Annotated in this window: 15 protein-coding genes; 10 read left to right on the forward strand and 5 right to left on the reverse strand. The window is 69.6% G+C overall.

The genetic code is table 11. The features are described 5' to 3' along the window. Positions 1 to 48 precede the first annotated feature (48 nt). Positions 49 to 462, forward strand: coding sequence for a RidA family protein (locus tag ACFVWW_RS05715; RefSeq protein ID WP_386876120.1), 414 nt, complete (start codon positions 49 to 51; stop codon positions 460 to 462). Between the two features lie 37 nt (positions 463 to 499). On the opposite strand, the gene ACFVWW_RS05720 is transcribed toward ACFVWW_RS05715, so the two are convergent. Continuing rightward, positions 500 to 1,066 carry an adenylosuccinate lyase gene (locus ACFVWW_RS05720; protein WP_384181324.1) on the reverse strand — a complete coding sequence of 189 codons (567 nt, stop codon included), beginning with the start codon at positions 1,064 to 1,066 and terminating at the stop codon, positions 500 to 502. Between the two features lie 328 nt (positions 1,067 to 1,394). On the opposite strand from ACFVWW_RS05720, the gene ACFVWW_RS05725 reads away from it, so the two are divergent. From ACFVWW_RS05725 to pssA, 9 genes are all read left to right on the forward strand, one after another. After that, positions 1,395 to 3,176, forward strand: coding sequence for a 3-hydroxyacyl-CoA dehydrogenase family protein (locus ACFVWW_RS05725; RefSeq protein WP_386876122.1), 1,782 nt, complete (start codon positions 1,395 to 1,397; stop codon positions 3,174 to 3,176). A 151-nt stretch (positions 3,177 to 3,327) separates the two neighbouring features. Beyond that, positions 3,328 to 4,140, forward strand: coding sequence for a TetR family transcriptional regulator (locus ACFVWW_RS05730; protein WP_384181320.1), 813 nt, complete (start codon positions 3,328 to 3,330; stop codon positions 4,138 to 4,140). Positions 4,141 to 4,554: 414 nt separating this feature from the next. After that, positions 4,555 to 5,892, forward strand: coding sequence for a crotonyl-CoA carboxylase/reductase (ccrA, locus tag ACFVWW_RS05735; RefSeq protein WP_386876124.1), 1,338 nt, complete (start codon positions 4,555 to 4,557; stop codon positions 5,890 to 5,892). Positions 5,893 to 5,901: 9 nt separating this feature from the next. After that, positions 5,902 to 7,914, forward strand: coding sequence for a protein meaA (locus tag ACFVWW_RS05740; RefSeq protein ID WP_386876126.1), 2,013 nt, complete (start codon positions 5,902 to 5,904; stop codon positions 7,912 to 7,914). After that, positions 7,911 to 8,912: an HpcH/HpaI aldolase/citrate lyase family protein gene (locus ACFVWW_RS05745; protein ID WP_384181314.1), complete on the forward strand. Its 1,002-nt coding sequence runs from the start codon at positions 7,911 to 7,913 to the stop codon at positions 8,910 to 8,912. The genes ACFVWW_RS05740 and ACFVWW_RS05745 overlap by 4 nt, the downstream gene beginning before the upstream one ends. Positions 8,913 to 8,915: 3 nt before the next feature. Beyond that, a complete protein-coding gene (locus ACFVWW_RS05750) occupies positions 8,916 to 9,461 on the forward strand; it encodes a MaoC family dehydratase (RefSeq protein ID WP_384181313.1) in 546 nt (181 codons plus the stop codon). Positions 9,462 to 9,466: 5 nt separating this feature from the next. Next, positions 9,467 to 10,672, forward strand: a complete 1,206-nt coding sequence (locus ACFVWW_RS05755; protein ID WP_384181311.1) for an acyl-CoA dehydrogenase family protein — start codon at positions 9,467 to 9,469, stop codon at positions 10,670 to 10,672. A gap of 180 nt (positions 10,673 to 10,852) precedes the next feature. After that, positions 10,853 to 11,500: a phosphatidylserine decarboxylase gene (locus ACFVWW_RS05760; protein WP_384181309.1), complete on the forward strand. Its 648-nt coding sequence runs from the start codon at positions 10,853 to 10,855 to the stop codon at positions 11,498 to 11,500. Continuing rightward, positions 11,487 to 12,341, forward strand: coding sequence for a CDP-diacylglycerol--serine O-phosphatidyltransferase (gene pssA / locus ACFVWW_RS05765; RefSeq protein ID WP_384181307.1), 855 nt, complete (start codon positions 11,487 to 11,489; stop codon positions 12,339 to 12,341). Before ACFVWW_RS05760 ends, pssA begins: the two co-directional genes overlap by 14 nt. A gap of 87 nt (positions 12,342 to 12,428) precedes the next feature. Here pssA and ACFVWW_RS05770 read toward each other — a convergent pair whose 3' ends face one another. Genes ACFVWW_RS05770 through ACFVWW_RS05785 form a run of 4 tightly spaced genes read right to left on the reverse strand, consistent with a single transcriptional unit; the run spans position 12,429 to position 16,558 of the window. Continuing rightward, on the reverse strand, positions 12,429 to 13,700 hold the full coding sequence (locus tag ACFVWW_RS05770) for an ABC transporter substrate-binding protein (protein ID WP_386876129.1): 1,272 nt from the start codon (positions 13,698 to 13,700) through the stop codon (positions 12,429 to 12,431). After that, a complete protein-coding gene (locus ACFVWW_RS05775; protein WP_386876131.1) occupies positions 13,697 to 14,812 on the reverse strand; it encodes a branched-chain amino acid ABC transporter permease in 1,116 nt (371 codons plus the stop codon). Before ACFVWW_RS05775 ends, ACFVWW_RS05770 begins: the two co-directional genes overlap by 4 nt. Continuing rightward, on the reverse strand, positions 14,805 to 15,695 hold the full coding sequence (locus ACFVWW_RS05780) for a branched-chain amino acid ABC transporter permease (RefSeq protein ID WP_384181301.1): 891 nt from the start codon (positions 15,693 to 15,695) through the stop codon (positions 14,805 to 14,807). Before ACFVWW_RS05780 ends, ACFVWW_RS05775 begins: the two co-directional genes overlap by 8 nt. Continuing rightward, positions 15,692 to 16,558: an ABC transporter ATP-binding protein gene (locus ACFVWW_RS05785; protein ID WP_386876761.1), complete on the reverse strand. Its 867-nt coding sequence runs from the start codon at positions 16,556 to 16,558 to the stop codon at positions 15,692 to 15,694. The genes ACFVWW_RS05780 and ACFVWW_RS05785 overlap by 4 nt, the downstream gene beginning before the upstream one ends. Position 16,559: the final 1 nt, after the last annotated feature.

The following is a 16,559-nucleotide window of genomic DNA, read 5'->3' on the forward strand; positions in this document are numbered from 1 at the left end:
GCGGAAACCCCGTGGGCCGTTGTCAGTGGCGTCGGCCAGGATGGGCCCATGACTCGACTCACCCATCTCGGCTCCCCCGACGGGGTCGCCCCAGGAAACGGCTACAGCCATGTCGTCTGGGGGACGGGCCGGTTCGTCGCCGTCTCCGGCCAGTGCGCCTTCGACGAGGCCGGCGAGATCGTGGGCGTGGGTGACCCCGCCGCCCAGGCCCGCCAGGTCTTCGAGAACCTGCGCCGCTGTCTCGCCGCGGCCGGCGCCACCTTCGACGACGTCGTCAAGCTGACGTACTTCGTCACCGATGTCGCACACCTGCCCGCGGTACGGGCGGCCCGGGACGCGGTAATCGACACCGAACACCCGCCCGCGAGCTCAGCGGTCCAGGTGACCGCGCTGTTCCGGCCCGAACTGCTCGTGGAGATCGAGGCGTTCGCAATAGCCGAAGACCCGGCCCGGTCCCGATGACCGTCGAGGTGGGCGGGGTCTCGGTGGGGGAGGTGCGTTATGGGAGGCGGTTGAGTGCTGTCGTGGCGGCGGGGGACAGTCGCGGGTGATTTCGGGCCGCTTCCAGGACGGTGCGTGCCCGGGCGTCGCCGAGCAGGCCCAGGCCCTCTACGCAGGCGAGTGCTACCCGCCAGTGGGGTTCGTCGGGGGCCAGTAGCCGTTCGAGCGTGGTGATCAGGGCCGGTACGGACTCGGGGGCGCGCAGTTCGGTGAGCAGCCGTACGGGGTGGAGCGCGTACGCCGTGCGCAGCCCGTTGCCGGCGAGCGCGGCCGCGGCCCTGGGGGTGCGCGGGTCGTCGAGCCGGGCCAGTGCGTACGAGGCGGAGACGCAGCGCTCCGGATCGCGGTGGTTGAGGAGCAGCACCAGCGCCTCGAAGGCCCGCCGGTCGCCGGCGCAGCCCAGCCGGAACGCGGCGATCTCCCGGGCCCACAAGGGCTGTCCGCGCGCGGTGAGGACACCGGCCAGCTCTTCGTGATCCTCGGTCCCGATGAGCAGTTCGTACGGGCCGGAGCCGCCGGACTCCTCCCGCACCCGGTCCGCGAGCGAGCGGAAGTCCTCATCCATGGCGGCCAGCGTATCGGCGCCCGCCGGAGCATCCGTGACACAGCGCACAATGAGCCAGCTATGGCGCGCTCGTTACTCGTCGGTTAATCTCAGATGAGCGGGTAACCCCCCGCGGCTCCCGGTGGCCTGGTGACGCAGCCATCGAGAGTGCTGTCGGTTCAGCACACCGTGGTCCGGCCCGTCCGGGCCGCGCGACGCGACTCCGGAACAGAGTCCCGTCACCCTTTCGCAGCGAACAGCGATCCGCATCCGCCGCGCTCCGCATGTCTGCCGGAGCCGCCCCGCGCGCGCCCTTCTTCAGTCGTCACTCATCCCCTGGAGTCCCGTGATGGACATCCCTCTCTCCACCATCGCCGTCGTCGGCCTCGGCACGATGGGGACCGGTATCGCCGAGGTCCTCGCCCGCGCCGGCCGTGAGGTCATCGGCATCGACATCAGTGACGCGGCCACCGGCCAGGCCGTCGCCGCGCTCGAAGCGTCCACCGCACGGGCCGTCGCACGCGGGCGGCTGACCGAGGAGGAGCGGCGCACGGTCCTGGCCCGCTTCCGTACCTTCTCCGATCTGCACGCCGCCGCCGACGCCGAGCTGGTGATCGAGGTCGTGCCGGAGTCGTACGAGACGAAGCAGCAGGTCCTCCGCGCGCTGGACGGGATCGTCGGCCCCACGGCGATCCTCGCGACCGGCACCAACGCGCTGTCGGTGACCCGGCTCGCCGCGGACTCCGCGCACCCCGAGCGCGTGCTCGGGCTGCACTTCTTCAACCCCGCCCCGGCGATGAAGCTGGTCGAGGTGGTCTCCTCGGTCCTCACCTCCCCCCAGGCCGTCGCCGCGGTCACCGCGCTCGCCCATGAGCTGGGCAAGGAGCCGGTCGCGGTGGGCGACCGGCCCGGTTTCGTCGCGGACGGGCTGCTCTTCGGCTATCTCAACCAGGCCGCCGCGATGTACGAGGCCAAGTACGCCTCCCGCGAGGACATCGACGCGGCGATGCGGCTGGGCTGCGGTCTGCCGATGGGACCGCTCGCCCTGCTCGATCTGATCGGGGTCGACACCGCCCGTACCGTGCTGAACGCGATGTACGCGGCCTCCCAGGACCGGCTGCACGCCCCTGCGCCGGTCCTCCGGCAGCTCAGCGACGCCGGGCTGACCGGCCGCAAGTCCGGGCGCGGCTTCTATACGTACGACGCGCCCGGATCCGGCACGGTGGCGCCGGACGCCCTCACCCCGTCGCCGGCCGCGCGGAGCGTCTCCGGCCGCCCGGTGCGCTCGGTCGGCGTGGCCGGCTCCGGCACGATGGCCAGCGGAATCGCGGAAGTCTTCGCCACGGCGGGGTTCGACGTGGTGCTCGCGGCCCGGAGCCCGGAGAAGGCGGCGGCGGCCAGGGCCCGGACGGCGAAGTCCCTGGCGCGCTCGGTCGACAAGGGCAGGCTGACCGCCGAGGCCCGCGACGAGGCCCTGGCGAGGATCACCCCGGCAGGTTCGCTCGACGCGTTCGCCGAGGTGGATCTCGCCATCGAGGCGGTGGCCGAGGATCTGGAGATCAAGCGGCAGCTCTTCGCCACGCTCGACAAGGTCTGCCGGCCCGGCGCGGTGCTGGCCACGACGACGTCCTCGCTGCCGGTTGTCGCCTGCGCCCGCGCGACCTCGCGCCCCCAGGACGTCATAGGGATGCACTTCTTCAATCCGGCCCCGGCGATGAAGCTGGTCGAGGTGGTCCGTACGGTCCTCACGGCCGACGAGGTGCACGCCACGGCCCGCGAGGTGAGCACGGCCGTCCGCAAGCACCCGGTGGACTGCGGCGACCGCGCCGGTTTCATCGTGAACGCGCTGCTCTTCCCGTATCTGAACAACGCGATCAAGATGGTCGAGGAGCACTACGCGACGCTCGACGACATCGACGCCGCGATGAAGCTGGGCGGCGGCTATCCGATGGGCCCCTTCGAACTGCTCGATGTGGTCGGCCTCGATGTCTCGCTCGCCATCGAGCGGGTCCTGCACCGCGAGTTCCGCGACCCGGGCCTGGCGCCGGCGCCACTGCTCGAACATCTGGTGGCTGCGGGATGCCTCGGCCGCAAGACGGGACGCGGCTTTCGCGAATATGCCCGGCGCTGACCCAGGCGGTGATCCCGGCGCTGACCGCGGCGCCGACTCCGGTGCCGACTCCGGCGCCGACCCCGGCGCCGGCTGGGGCGGGCTGCTCGATCCCCCGGGCGGTCCGCCCCCGCAGGCGCGCTCTCCTGCGCCGATGCAGTACGTTCACCTCATGTCCCAGTCGGCCAAATCCCCCCGTACGAACACCACGTCCGACGTTCCGGAGAGCGCCGCGGGCACCCGCGCGGCCGCCCAGCGGCTGAAGATGCGCCGGGAGCTGGCGGCCGCGGCGATGGAACTGTTCGCGACCAAGGGGTACGAGGCGACGACCGTCGACGAGATCGCCGCCGCGGCCGGGGTCGCGCGCCGGACCTTCTTCCGGCACTTCCGTTCCAAGGAAGAGGCGATCTTCCCGGACCACGACGACACGCTCGTACGGGCGGAGGCGGTACTCAACGCCGCACCGGCCCACGAGCACCCGCTCGACACGGTCTGCCGGGGCATCAAGGAAGTCATGCGGATGTACGCGGCCTCCCCCGCCGTCTCCGTGGAGCGCTACCGCCTCACCCGCGAGGTGCCCACGCTCCGCGAGCGCGAGATCGCCTCGGTGGCCCGCTACGAGCGGCTCTTCACCCGCTATCTGCTGGGCCACTTCGACGAGCGCGACCACACCGACGGCAATGACGACCCGCTGCTGGCGGAGGTGGCCGCGTCCGCGGTCGTCACCGCGCACAACCATGTGCTGCGCCGGTGGCTGCGGGCGGGCGGCCAGGGCGATGTGGAGACACAGCTCGACCACGCCTTCGCGATCGTCCGTGACACCTTCGGCACGGGCATCGGCGCCGGCCGGACCGTCGGCGGCAAGCCGCGGCACGCGGCGGCCTCGGCCCGCACCAGTGGCGACGTCCTCGTGACGGTCGCGCACACGGACGCGCCGCTCGACGAGGTCATGCGAACCATCCGCCAGGCGCTCAGGAACGCCTAGGTCCTGTCCGGTCCCCTCCGGCGGTAACGCGCGGCGCGCGCTCCCGCGTGCGTACGGCTGCCCTCGCGCCGATACGCCATGCGCACACTCGGGCACATGAAGTGATATTTACCGCTTACAGGGCGGTAAACATTGCTCATGCGTGCCATGCGGGTGACAAGTGAGAGTAAATTTTGGCACCCAGTGCCTTGTCAGGTGTCACGGCGTGCCATACGTTGACGTTGTCCGGCTGTTCCCGCAAGCGATCCCGCTTGTGCCCCGGACGCCTGCGTCACAGGCACCTCCGCGCCCACCCGGCGCCGCCGATCAGCTCGATCAGCACACCGCGCACCCGCCGAACCGACGGCACACCTCCCTCGCACCGCAAGCAGCCCCCACGCATCACGCACCCTCAGCTTCGCCGGAGGCAAAACCGTGAAGGAAATCCTGGACGCGATCCAGTCGCCGGACAGCACGTCCGCCGACTTCGCCGCACTGCGCATCCCCGGCTCGTACCGCGCGGTGACCGTGCACAAGGACGAGACGGAGATGTTCAGCGGTCTCACCACCTCGGAGAAGGACCCGCGCAAGTCCCTCCATCTCGACGACGTGCCCGTGCCCGAACTCGGTCCTGGCGAGGCCCTCGTGGCCGTCATGGCCAGCTCGGTGAATTACAACTCCGTCTGGACCTCGATCTTCGAGCCCCTGCCGACCTTCGGGTTCCTGGAGCGGTACGGCAAGCTCAGCGAGCTCACCAAGCGCCACGACCTGCCGTACCACGTCATCGGCTCGGACCTGTCGGGCGTCGTGCTGCGCACCGGACCCGGCGTCAACGCCTGGCAGCCGGGCGACGAGGTCGTCGCGCACTGTCTCTCCGTCGAGCTGGAGTCGTCCGACGGCCACAACGACACGATGCTCGACCCCGAGCAGCGGATCTGGGGCTTCGAGACCAACTTCGGCGGCCTGGCGGAACTCGCGCTGGTGAAGTCCAACCAGCTGATGCCCAAGCCGCTCCACCTGAGCTGGGAGGAGGCCGCGGCTCCCGGCCTGGTCAACTCCACCGCGTACCGCCAGCTCGTGTCCCGCAACGGCGCCGGTATGAAGCAGGGCGACAACGTCCTGATCTGGGGCGCGAGCGGCGGACTCGGCTCGTACGCCACGCAGTTCGCGCTCGCCGGCGGGGCGAACCCGGTCTGTGTCGTCTCCAGCGACAAGAAGGCGGAGATCTGCCGGCGGATGGGCGCCGAGGCCATCATCGACCGTACCTCCGAGGGCTACGCGTTCTGGCGGGACGAGCACCACCAGGACCCGCGTGAGTGGAAGCGCTTCGGCAAGCGCATCCGCGAGCTGACCGGCGGCGAGGACGTGGACATCGTCTTCGAGCACCCCGGACGCGAGACCTTCGGCGCGAGTGTGTACGTCACGCGCAAGGGCGGCACGATCGTCACCTGCGCCTCGACCTCGGGCTACACCCACGAGTACGACAACCGCTATCTGTGGATGTCCCTGAAGCGGATCGTCGGCTCGCACTTCGCCAATTACCGCGAGGCGTGGGAGGCCAACCGCCTGGTCGCCAAGGGCAAGATCCACCCCACGCTGTCGAAGGTGTACGCGCTGGAGGACACCGGCCAGGCCGCGTACGACGTCCACCGCAACCGCCACCAGGGCAAGGTCGGGGTGCTGGCGCTGGCGCCCCGTGAGGGTCTGGGGGTGCGCAACGAGGAGATGCGGGCCGAGCACCTCGACGCCATCAACCGCTTCCGGAACATCTGAGGACGTCACATGACCGATCATCAGAAGGACCGGCCCTGGCTCATGCGGACGTACGCCGGTCACTCCACGGCTGAGGCGTCCAACGAGCTCTACCGGCGCAACCTCGCCAAGGGACAGACGGGTCTCTCGGTGGCCTTCGACCTCCCGACGCAGACGGGTTACGACCCCGATCACATCCTGGCCCGGGGCGAGGTCGGCCGGGTCGGGGTTCCGCTCTCGCATCTCGGCGACATGCGGCGGCTGTTCCAGGACATCCCCCTGGAACGTACGAACACCTCGATGACCATCAACGCCACCGCGATGTGGCTGCTGGCGCTCTATCAGGTGGTCGCCGAGGAGCAGGGCGCGGACCTCACGAAGCTCCAGGGGACGACGCAGAACGACATCGTCAAGGAGTACCTCTCACGCGGGACGCATGTCTTCCCGCCGGTGCCGAGTCTGCGGCTGACCACGGACATGATCACGTACACGGTGAACCACATCCCCAAGTGGAACCCCATCAACATCTGCAGCTACCACCTCCAGGAGGCGGGGGCGACCCCGGTGCAGGAGATCGCGTACGCGATGTCCACCGCCGTGGCCGTACTCGACGCGGTGTTCGCGTCCGGCCAGATCCCGGAGGACCGCAGGGGCGACGTCGTCGCCCGGATCTCCTTCTTCGTCAACGCCGGCGTCCGCTTCATCGAGGAGATGTGCAAGATGCGGGCCTTCTCCCGCATCTGGGACCAGGTGACCCGTGAGCGGTACGGCATCGAGAACGCCAAGCAGCGGCGCTTCCGCTACGGCGTCCAGGTCAACTCCCTCGGACTCACCGAGGCCCAGCCGGAGAACAACGTCCAGCGGATCGTTCTCGAAATGCTGGCGGTGACCCTCTCCAAGGACGCCCGCGCCCGCGCCGTGCAGCTGCCGGCCTGGAACGAGGCGCTGGGCCTGCCCCGGCCCTGGGACCAGCAGTGGTCGCTGCGGATCCAGCAGGTCCTGGCGCACGAGAGCGACCTGCTGGAGTACGAGGACATCTTCGAGGGCTCGCATGTCATCGAGGCCAAGGTGGCATCCCTGGCCGCCGAGAGCCTGGCCGAGATGGACCGTATCGAGGCGATGGGCGGCGCGATGGCGGCCGTCGAGTCCGGCTATCTCAAGTCCCAGCTGGTCTCCTCGCACGCCGGGCGGCGTGCGCGCATCGAGTCCGGCGAGGAGAAGATCGTCGGCGTCAACTGCTACGAGTCCACCGAGCCCAACCCGCTCACCGCGGATCTCGACACCGCGATCATGACGGTCGACCCGGCGAACGAGGCGCGGGTGGTGACGGCCCTGCACACCTGGCGGGACAACCGCGACGAGGCCCGCGCCACCGAGGCGCTGACCGCGCTGAAGAAGGCCGCCGCGGGCACCGCCAATCTGATGCCGGCCACCGTGGAGTGCGCACGGGCCGGTGTGACGACCGGGGAGTGGTCCTGGGCGCTGCGCGATGTCTTCGGCGAGTTCCGCGCGCCCACCGGCGTGAGCGGCGCGCCGGTCGCGGTGACCGCCGAGGCGGGCACCCCGCTCGCCGCCGTACGCGAGAAGGTGTCCCGTACCGCCGAGGACCTCGGCTCGGGACGGCTGCGGCTGCTGGTCGGCAAGCCCGGTCTGGACGGGCACTCCAACGGCGCGGAACAGATCGCCGTACGCGCCAGGGACGCCGGCTTCGAAGTGGTCTACCAGGGCATCAGGCTGACGCCCGAACAGATCGTCACCGCCGCGCTCGCCGAGGACGTGCACTGTGTGGGGCTGTCGATCCTGTCGGGTTCGCACGGAGCGCTGGTCCCCGATGTGCTCGCGCGGCTGCGCGAGGCGGGCGCGGCCGACATCCCGGTGATCGTCGGCGGGATCATCCCGAACGCCGACGCCGAGGAGCTGCGGGCGGCCGGCGTGGCCGCCGTCTTCACCCCGAAGGACTTCGGGATCACCGGGATCATCGGCCGTATCGTCGACGAGATCCGGAAAGCGAACAAACTCGACCCTCTGGAGGTCCCCGCATGACCGCCCCCGCCGCCCCTCTCACCCCGGCCTCCCCCGGGGCCGCCGCGAACCGGTTGCGTCCGCGCCGCTCCTGCCTGGCCGTGCCGGGCTCGAACCCGCGCTTTCTGGAGAAGGCCCAGGGACTGCCGGCCGATCAGGTCTTCCTGGACCTGGAGGACGCGTGCGCGCCGCTCGCCAAGGAGGGCGCCCGCCACACCATCGTCGACGCGCTGAACAAGGGCGACTGGACGGGCAAGACCCGGGTCGTGCGGGTCAACGACTGGACGACGCACTGGACGTACCGTGATGTGATCACGGTCGTGGAGGGCGCGGGCCACCACCTCGACTGCATCATGCTGCCGAAGGTCCAGGACGCCCAGCAGGTCATCGCCCTCGATCTGCTGCTGACCCAGATCGAGAAGACGATGGGCTTCGAGGTCGGCAGGATCGGTATCGAGGCGCAGATCGAGAACGCCAAGGGCCTGGTGAACGTCGACGAGATCGCGGCCGCCTCGCCGCGGCTCGAAACCATCGTCTTCGGCCCCGCCGACTTCATGGCCTCCATCAATATGAAGTCCCTGGTCGTCGGTCAGCAGCCGCCGGGCTATGGCGCGGACGCGTATCACTACATCCTGATGCGCATCCTGATGGCGGCCCGTACGCACGATCTCCAGGCGATCGACGGCCCGTACCTCCAGATCCGCGATGTGGCGGGATACCGCGAGGTGGCGGGCCGCGCCGCCGCCCTGGGCTTCGACGGCAAGTGGGTGCTGCACCCGGGCCAGATCGAGGCGTCGAACGAGATCTTCTCGCCCTCCCAGGAGGACTACGACCACGCCGAGCTGATCCTCGACGCGTACGAGTACTACACGTCCGAGGCGGGCGGCAAGAAGGGCTCCGCGATGCTCGGCGACGAGATGATCGACGAGGCCAGCCGCAAGATGGCACTGGTCATCTCGGGCAAGGGCCGGGCCGCCGGGATGCGGCGTACCACCGCCTTCGAAGCCCCGGAGGCGTGAGCGATGCAGTTCGGACGCACCTTTGAGGAGTTCGAGGTCGGCGCGGTGTACAAGCACTGGCCGGGCAAGACGGTCACCGAGTACGACGACCACCTGTTCTGTCTGCTCACCATGAACCATCACCCGCTGCACCTGGACAGCAACTACGCCGAGAAGACGACGGACTTCGGGAAGAACGTCGTGGTCGGCAACTACATCTACTCGCTGCTGCTGGGCATGTCCGTACCGGACGTCTCCGGGAAGGCCATCGCCAATCTGGAGGTGGAGTCGCTCAGGCATGTCGCGCCGACCTTCCACGGCGACACGCTCTACGGCGAGACGACCGTGCTGGACAAGACGCCGTCACGGTCCAAGAGCGACCGCGGAATCGTCCAGGTGGAGACGAAGGGCTACACCCAGAACGGCACGCTGGTCTGTGTGTTCCGCCGCAAGGTGATGGTCCCCACCGCGACGTACATCAAGGAGCGCGGCGGCGAGCAGCCGGGCCGCCCGCAGTTGTCGGACAGCCAGGACACGCCACAGCAGCCGCAGACGCCTCAGGGGAAGTGACAGCGATGAGCCGACTCGCCCAGACAGCCGGGCTGACCGACATCCAGCAGGAGATCCTGGCCACCGTCCGGGATTTTGTCGACAAAGAGATTCTCCCGGTCGCCACCGAACTGGAGCACCGCGACGAGTATCCGACGCGGATCGTCGAGGGACTGAAGGAACTCGGCCTGTTCGGGCTGATGATTCCCGAGGAGTACGGCGGCCTGGGCGAGTCCCTGCTCACCTACGCGCTCTGCGTGGAGGAGATCGCCCGGGGCTGGATGTCCGTCTCGGGCATCATCAACACCCATTTCATCGTGGCGTACATGCTCAAGCAGCACGGCACCCAGGAGCAGCGGGACACCTTCCTGCCCCGGATGGCGGCCGGCGAGGTGCGTGGCGCGTTCTCGATGTCGGAGCCCGGTCTCGGTTCCGATGTCTCGGCGATCACCTCCAAGGGCATCAGGGACGGCGACGCGTATGTACTGAACGGCCAGAAGATGTGGCTGACCAACGGCGCGACGTCCACGCTCGTCGCCGTGCTGTGCCGCAGCGACGAGGGCCATCCGGAGGGCACGGCTCCACACAAGTCGATGACCACGTTCCTGGTCGAGAAGGAGCCCGGCTTCGGCGAGGTCAGGCCCGGTCTCACCATCCCCGGGAAAATCGACAAGATGGGCTACAAGGGCGTCGACACCACCGAGCTGATCATGGACGGACTGCGCATTCCGGCCAATCGGGTCCTCGGCGGCGCCACCGGCCGAGGGTTTTACCAAATGATGGACGGTGTCGAAGTCGGCCGGGTGAATGTCGCGGCGCGTGGCTGCGGGGTCGCGCAGCGCGCTTTCGAACTGGGCGTCTCATATGCCCAGCAGCGTCACACTTTCGGAAAGCCCATCGCCCAGCACCAGGCGATCCAGTTCAAGCTGGCCGAAATGGCCACCAAGGTCGAGGCCGCCCATGCGATGATGGTCAACGCCGCACGCAAAAAGGATTCAGGGGAACGAAACGACCTGGAGGCGGGGATGGCGAAGTACCTCGCCGCCGAATACTGCAAGGAAGTCGTCGAGGACGCCTTCCGGATCCACGGCGGCTACGGCTTCTCCAAGGAGTACGAGATCGAGCGCCTCTACCGCGAGGCACCGATGCTGCTGATCGGTGAGGGCACCGCCGAGATCCAGAAAATGATCATCGGCCGCCGGTTGCTCGAGGAGTACCGATTCCAGGGCTGATTGTCTATTTTGGACCCGTTTAGCAGCGAAGAAGATCACACCGTGTCGTCATCTGTCGTCGGCTTCCAGCCGTCCGACTCGGCTGCTGGCTTGCTCAGTTACGGCCGCCAACCGATACCATCGATGGAAAGCCGCCGTCCCCCGTTGCCAGCGCGGCATCATCCGCTACGAAGGTCATCCATGCCCCACAGCCAAACCTCCGCACCACGCGGCCGGGTCCGCCTCGCGCGCGGAGCATCGCCGTGGCTCCTGCCGACCGTCGCCACCGCCGCGATCGGCCTCGCCCGTGCGCGCCGCTCCAAGCGCGCCGCCGTCCTCGCCGTGCCCGCCACCGCGCTCGCCGCGGGCATGCTCTGGTTCTTCCGTGACCCGGAGCGCGAGATCACTGAGGGCCGGGTCATCTCCCCGGCCGACGGCGTGGTGCAGAGCATCATGCCGTGGAAGGACGGGCGTACCCGGGTCGCCATTTTCATGAGTCCGCTGAACGTCCACGTCAACCGCGCTCCCCTCGCGGGTACCGTGACGTCCGTCGAGCACATCCCCGGCGGATTCGTTCCGGCGTTCAACAAGGAGAGCGAGAACAACGAGCGCGTTGTCTGGCACTTCGACACCGAGCTGGGCGACATCGAGATGGTGCAGATCGCCGGCGCGGTTGCCCGGCGCATCGTCCCGTATCTGCCCCAGGGGACCAAGGTGGAACAGGGCGAGCGCATCGGCCTGATCCGTTTCGGCTCGCGCGTCGACATCTACCTTCCGGAAGGTGTCGATGTCGCTGTCGAGGTCGGTCAGACCACGACCGCAGGGGTGACTCGAATTGACCGTGATTGATCCTGATACGCAAGCCGGCTGGGCCACGGAGGCCGAGGCGGAGGACGACGCGGAAGACATGCCGCTGTCAATGCGGCTGTCGATCGCGGACACCCTCACGCTCGGTAACGCCACCTGTGGCTTCATGGCCGTGTACTTCACCACCACCGGCATTCTCATCCCCCATCTCACGGGCAGCGATGAGAGCGGCATGGCACGGCACTCCGCCGCGACGGCCGTCATCCTGATGCTGTGCGCCGCGATCTTCGACCTGTTCGACGGGCTGGTGGCGCGCAAGCTGCGCAGCTCGCCGATGGGCGCGGAGCTGGACAACCTCTCGGACCTGATCAGCTTCGGCCTCGCCCCGGCGTACTTCGTGCTCGTGTACGGCATGGTCGCGGACGACGCGCATCAGCGGGTCTCGGCGCTGGCGGCGATCGTGGTGCTGCTGGCCGTCGTGCTACGGCTCGCCAGATTCTCCTGTGTGACGATGAAGGACGGCATGTTCCAGGGCATGCCGAGCCCCTTCGGCGCGCTGACGGTCATCTCGATCGTGCTGCTGGAGCTTCCCTTCGTACCGACGCTGCTCGCGATCGTCGGGGTGGCGTGGCTGATGGTGAGCCGGGTCGAGTATCCCAAGCCGCGTGGTGTCCTCGCGGTGGCGATGCTCAGCTGGATCGTGGCCGCGATGGGGCTGCTGGCGGCCTGGGCGTTCGATGCCCCCGGCGGTCAGCTGCTGCTGCAGACCGGCTGTGCGCTCCAGGTGGTGACGGGCGCGGTGATCCCGCTCTTCGCCACGGCGCGCCGGGTGAACACCTTCCGCGACAACCGCCGCGAGGCGCGGGCGGCCCAGCTGCCCTAGGGCCTGTCTGACACATAGCGGTCAGAGGAACAACGGGAAGGGCCCGGGTGCACACGCACCCGGGCCCTTCCGTGCTGAGGCGTCCGGTCAGCCGCCGACCTGGAAGGACTGCGCCGCCTCGGAGGTCTGCGCGGGCCGCACCACCTTCAGTCCGCCGGGGACCGTGTCGTCCGGCTTCATGATCACGGACTGCCGGGTGGACGGGGCCGCCGGGTCGGAGAAGTCGTGCGTGATGCCGAAGCCGCTGTCGTACGAGGTGAGGGTGAGCAGCGCCTTGCCGACGCCCTCCCGGGTCAGGTCCTTCGACGCGCACGCCTTCTTGAGCACTTCGCCGTAGACGCCCGCGGCGGTGTACCCGGCGGCCACGCCGTTGTCGAGGACATCCTCGGGGTAGGAGGCCGCGTACTCCTTCGCGAGCTTCGCCGGGGCCGGCTCGGACGAGCCGATCGGGAGCGTGGAGGCGGCGACGTAGTAGTCCTTCATCAGCGCGGGCCCGGCCTGGGTCGCCAGGAGTTGGGGCGCGAAGGCCGAATTGTTCCCGACGACCGGCACCTTGAAGCCGGTGGCCGCCGCGACACCGACCAGTGAGGCCGCCTGGCGCGGTCCCGCGCTGATCAGGATCGCCTTGACGCCTGCCTGCTTCAACGCCGCGACCTGGGCCGACATGTCGTTGTCGGTCGGCTTGATCTTCTGCTCCACGATGGTCAGCCCGGCCTGCCGGGCCGCGTACCTGGAGCCGACGAGGGCGTTCTCGCCGTAGTCGCCCTCGAAGTAGACATGGCCGACCTTGTCGCCCTTGGCGATGCGCTTCTGCGCGAGGAGATAGTCGACGGCGTTGATGGTCTCGACGTCGTACGTCGCGCCGACCACCCGGACGTACGCGCTGCCGAGCAGCGAGGCCGACCAGGCCTGCGGCAGGACGAGGCCCTTGTCCTGGCCGTCGATGCGCTGTTCCACGGCGGCGACGAACGGAGAGCCGATGAACTGGGCGAAGCCGAGCACCTCGGGCGCGAGTTCGGTGTACGCGGCGACGGCCTTCTGCGGGTCGTAGCCGTGGTCACGGACGGTCAGCTCGACCGTACGGCCGCAGATGCCGCCGGCCGCGTTGGTCTGCTCGGCCCAGAGCCGCTGGGCCTGGGTGACGCTCTTGCCCAGCGAGGCGTAGACGCCGGTCATATCGGTGAGCACGCCCAGGGTGATGGTCTTGTCGGTGACGCCGACGCCGGTCTTCACTCCCCCGGCGTCCTCGGTCTTGTCGTCCTTCCCGGTGGTCTTGCCGCTGCATCCGGTGAGCGCGAGCGCGAGTACGGCCAGCAGCGCCGCGCCGCCCCTCAGCGTGTTCGTGGCACGTGGATTCATGTCTTCTCCCGAGAGGACCGTGGGGACCGTGCGGACAGGGCCGGGCGGGTGAGACCGCCGGGCAGGAACAGGACGACCGCGACGATCGCGGCGCCGTACAGATAGCGGGCGGCCTCCCCCGGGGCGAGCCCGCCGGTGCCGGGGTCGGAGACCAGCGGGAGGGTGTCGCTGTAGTGGGTGAGGAGCTGCGGCAGCAGGGAGACGAAGGCGGCGCCGACGACCGCTCCCGCGACCGTGCCGAGACCGCCGATGACGATCATCGCGAGATATTCGAGGGCCAGGATCATGCCGAAGTAGTCGGGCACGGTCCGCTGGAAGATCAGCGCGAGCAGGACGCCCGCGAGACCCGCGTACATGGAGGAGAGGACGAAGACGGCCGCCCGGTAGCGGGCCACCGGCACCCCCATCACCCCCGCCGCGATGCGATGGTCACGGATGGCGTTCATGGCCCGTCCCGGCCGGCCGCGCAGCACGCCGCGGGCGAACAGCGCACCGGCGAGAAGTGCGGCGAGTCCCACGTACCAGAGCTTCTCCGAGGACTGGAAGGGGACGGCGGCAACAACGGTCTCGCTGTCGTCGAAGGCGAAGCCGAAGAGCGAGAGCGGCGGGACGGCCCGGCCGTTGAACCCCCCGGTCAGATCACCGGCGTTGAACAGCACGTGCTGCCCGATGAAGATCAGCGCGAGGGTGGCGATGCCGAGATACGCACCGCGCAGCCGGCCCGCGATGGGGCTGAAGAGGCCGCCTGCCGCGCCGGCGAGCAGCACGGCGAGTACGGCGGCGAGCCAGGTCGGCAGGCCGAGTCCGGCGAGCTCGTGGCCGTTCTCGGTCCCGCTGTCGCCCGCCAGGACGCAGTAGCCGTAGGCGCCGACGGCGAGGAAGAAGGAGTGGCCCATGGAGAGCTGGCCGGTCGCGCCGGTGAGGAGATTGAGGCCGATGGCGCCGATCGCCGCCGCCATCGCGAAGAGTCCGGCCTGCAGCCAGAAGCGGTCGAGATAGAAGGGCAGGGCGAGGAGCAGGACGGCTCCCGCGGTCCAGGCGTAGCCGCGGGGCGTGCGCGGCCGGGCCCTGAGCAGCCCTGTACGAAGTGTTCCTGACGTCGCTTCAGACACGGGCGAGCTCCTTCGTCCCGAAGAGTCCGGCGGGCCGGACCAGCAGCACGACGACCATCACGAGATAGGGCGCGAGATCGCCGAAGCCCCGGCCCAGGAAGGACAGATCGCTCTGGTAGCCGGTGGCGAGCGATTCGGTGACGCCCACGAGCAGCCCGCCGACCAGCGCTCCGGTCGTCGAGTCGAGGCCGCCGAGGATCGCGGCGGGAAAGGCCTTGAGCGCGGCCAGGGAGGTGGCGCGTTCCAGTCCGGGTGTCGGAAAGACGGTGAGGAAGAGCGCGGCGACGGCGGCGAGCGCACCCGCGACCGCCCAGGCGGAGAGCGAGACGCGGCCGAGCCGTACGCCCATGAGCGCGGCCGTCTGCGGGTTCTCGGCCGCCGCGCGCATCGCGACACCCCAGGTGGTGTAGCGGAAGGCGAGCAGGAAGGCCGTGATCAGGAGGGCGGCGGCGACGAAGGCCGCCACCCTGGTCTGGGCGAGGGTGACGTCGCCGAAGGTGAGGACACGGTCCCCCCAGGGGTCGCCGAGCGCGAGCACATCGGTGCCGAGACGGCGGGTGAGTTCGGTGGTGAGCAGGATGTCGACGCCGATGGTGACGATGGCGAGGACACTGTGGTCGGAGCCCCGGTAGCGGCGCATCACCAGGAACTCGACCGCCGAGCCGACGAGCGCCGCGCCCGCGATGCCGACGCCGAGGGCGGGCCAGAAGCCGAGGTCGTCATGGAGGACGGCGGTCACATAGCCGCCGGCCAGGAGGAGCGAGGCGTGGGCGAAGTTGACCACTTCGGTGGCCTTGAAGATGACCACGAAGCCGAGGGCGATCAGGGCGTAGACGGAGCCGATGGAGAGGCCGCCGAGGAGGAGTTCGATCAGGGTGGTCATGATCCGGTCTCCGCTTCGTCGTCGGCGCCGGCGGGGGTGTCCGGGCCGGAGGGGGCATCGGCTTCGGTGGGGGCGTCGGCTTCGGCCTCGGCTTCGGCGTCGGCGCCCAGATAGGCGCGGACCACCGCCGGATCGCTCTGTACGCGGGCGGGCGGCCCACTCGCGATCCTGCGGCCGAAGTCGAGTACGGTCACGGCGTCGGCGAGCCGCATCACCACCCCCATGTCGTGTTCGACCAGCACGATCGAGATGCCGAGGCTGTCGCGTACGCCCGAGACCACGGCGGCCGTACGGCGGCGCTCGTCGGCGGTCATTCCGGCGACGGGTTCGTCGAGGAGCAGGACGCTGGGCTCCATGCACAGGGCGCGGCCCAGTTCGACGAGCTTCTGTTTTCCGTACGGGAGTGCTCCGGCGGGCCGGTCGAGATCACCGGCGAGACCGACGAACTCCGCGATCTCCCCGACCCTGGCCCGGTGGCGGCGGGCCTCGCGAGCGGCGGACGGCAGCCGCAGCCCGGTGGCGAGGAACCCGGCGCGGGTGAGCCGGTGGCGGCCGAGCAGCATGCTGTCGGCGACGGTGGCGTGGGGCGGCAGGGCGAGGTTCTGGAAGGTGCGGGCGATGCCCAGGGCGGCGATCCGGTGCGGCGCGAGCCCGGTGAGTTCGGTGGAGCCGAGCCGGACGCTGCCCGAGGTGGCGCGGTAGACACCCGACAGGACGTTGAAACAGGTGGACTTCCCGGCGCCGTTGGGCCCGATGACGGCGTGCACGCTGCCTGGTTCGACGGTGAACGAGACGGAGTCGAGCGCGGTGAGACCGGCGAAGCGCACGGTGATCCCGCTGACGGTGAGCGGCGGGACGGGCACG

Source organism: Streptomyces sp. NPDC058198 (genome assembly GCF_042882605.1).
Classification (GTDB): Bacteria; Actinomycetota; Actinomycetes; order Streptomycetales; family Streptomycetaceae; genus Streptomyces.

What these genes read in the sequence shown, in the direction of transcription:
- ACFVWW_RS05740 (WP_386876126.1), top strand. Translation starts at nt 5,902, where the DNA reads ATGACCGATCATCAGAAGGACCGGCCCTGGCTCATGCGGACGTACGCC.
- ACFVWW_RS05715 (WP_386876120.1), top strand. Translation starts at nt 49, where the DNA reads ATGACTCGACTCACCCATCTCGGCTCCCCCGACGGGGTCGCCCCAGGA.
- ACFVWW_RS05745 (WP_384181314.1), top strand. Translation starts at nt 7,911, where the DNA reads ATGACCGCCCCCGCCGCCCCTCTCACCCCGGCCTCCCCCGGGGCCGCC.
- ACFVWW_RS05755 (WP_384181311.1), top strand. Translation starts at nt 9,467, where the DNA reads ATGAGCCGACTCGCCCAGACAGCCGGGCTGACCGACATCCAGCAGGAG.
- ACFVWW_RS05760 (WP_384181309.1), top strand. Translation starts at nt 10,853, where the DNA reads ATGCCCCACAGCCAAACCTCCGCACCACGCGGCCGGGTCCGCCTCGCG.
- ACFVWW_RS05720 (WP_384181324.1), bottom strand. Translation starts at nt 1,066, where the DNA reads ATGGATGAGGACTTCCGCTCGCTCGCGGACCGGGTGCGGGAGGAGTCC.
- ACFVWW_RS05780 (WP_384181301.1), bottom strand. Translation starts at nt 15,695, where the DNA reads ATGACCACCCTGATCGAACTCCTCCTCGGCGGCCTCTCCATCGGCTCC.
- ACFVWW_RS05730 (WP_384181320.1), top strand. Translation starts at nt 3,328, where the DNA reads ATGTCCCAGTCGGCCAAATCCCCCCGTACGAACACCACGTCCGACGTT.
- ACFVWW_RS05725 (WP_386876122.1), top strand. Translation starts at nt 1,395, where the DNA reads ATGGACATCCCTCTCTCCACCATCGCCGTCGTCGGCCTCGGCACGATG.
- ACFVWW_RS05770 (WP_386876129.1), bottom strand. Translation starts at nt 13,700, where the DNA reads ATGAATCCACGTGCCACGAACACGCTGAGGGGCGGCGCGGCGCTGCTG.
- ACFVWW_RS05750 (WP_384181313.1), top strand. Translation starts at nt 8,916, where the DNA reads ATGCAGTTCGGACGCACCTTTGAGGAGTTCGAGGTCGGCGCGGTGTAC.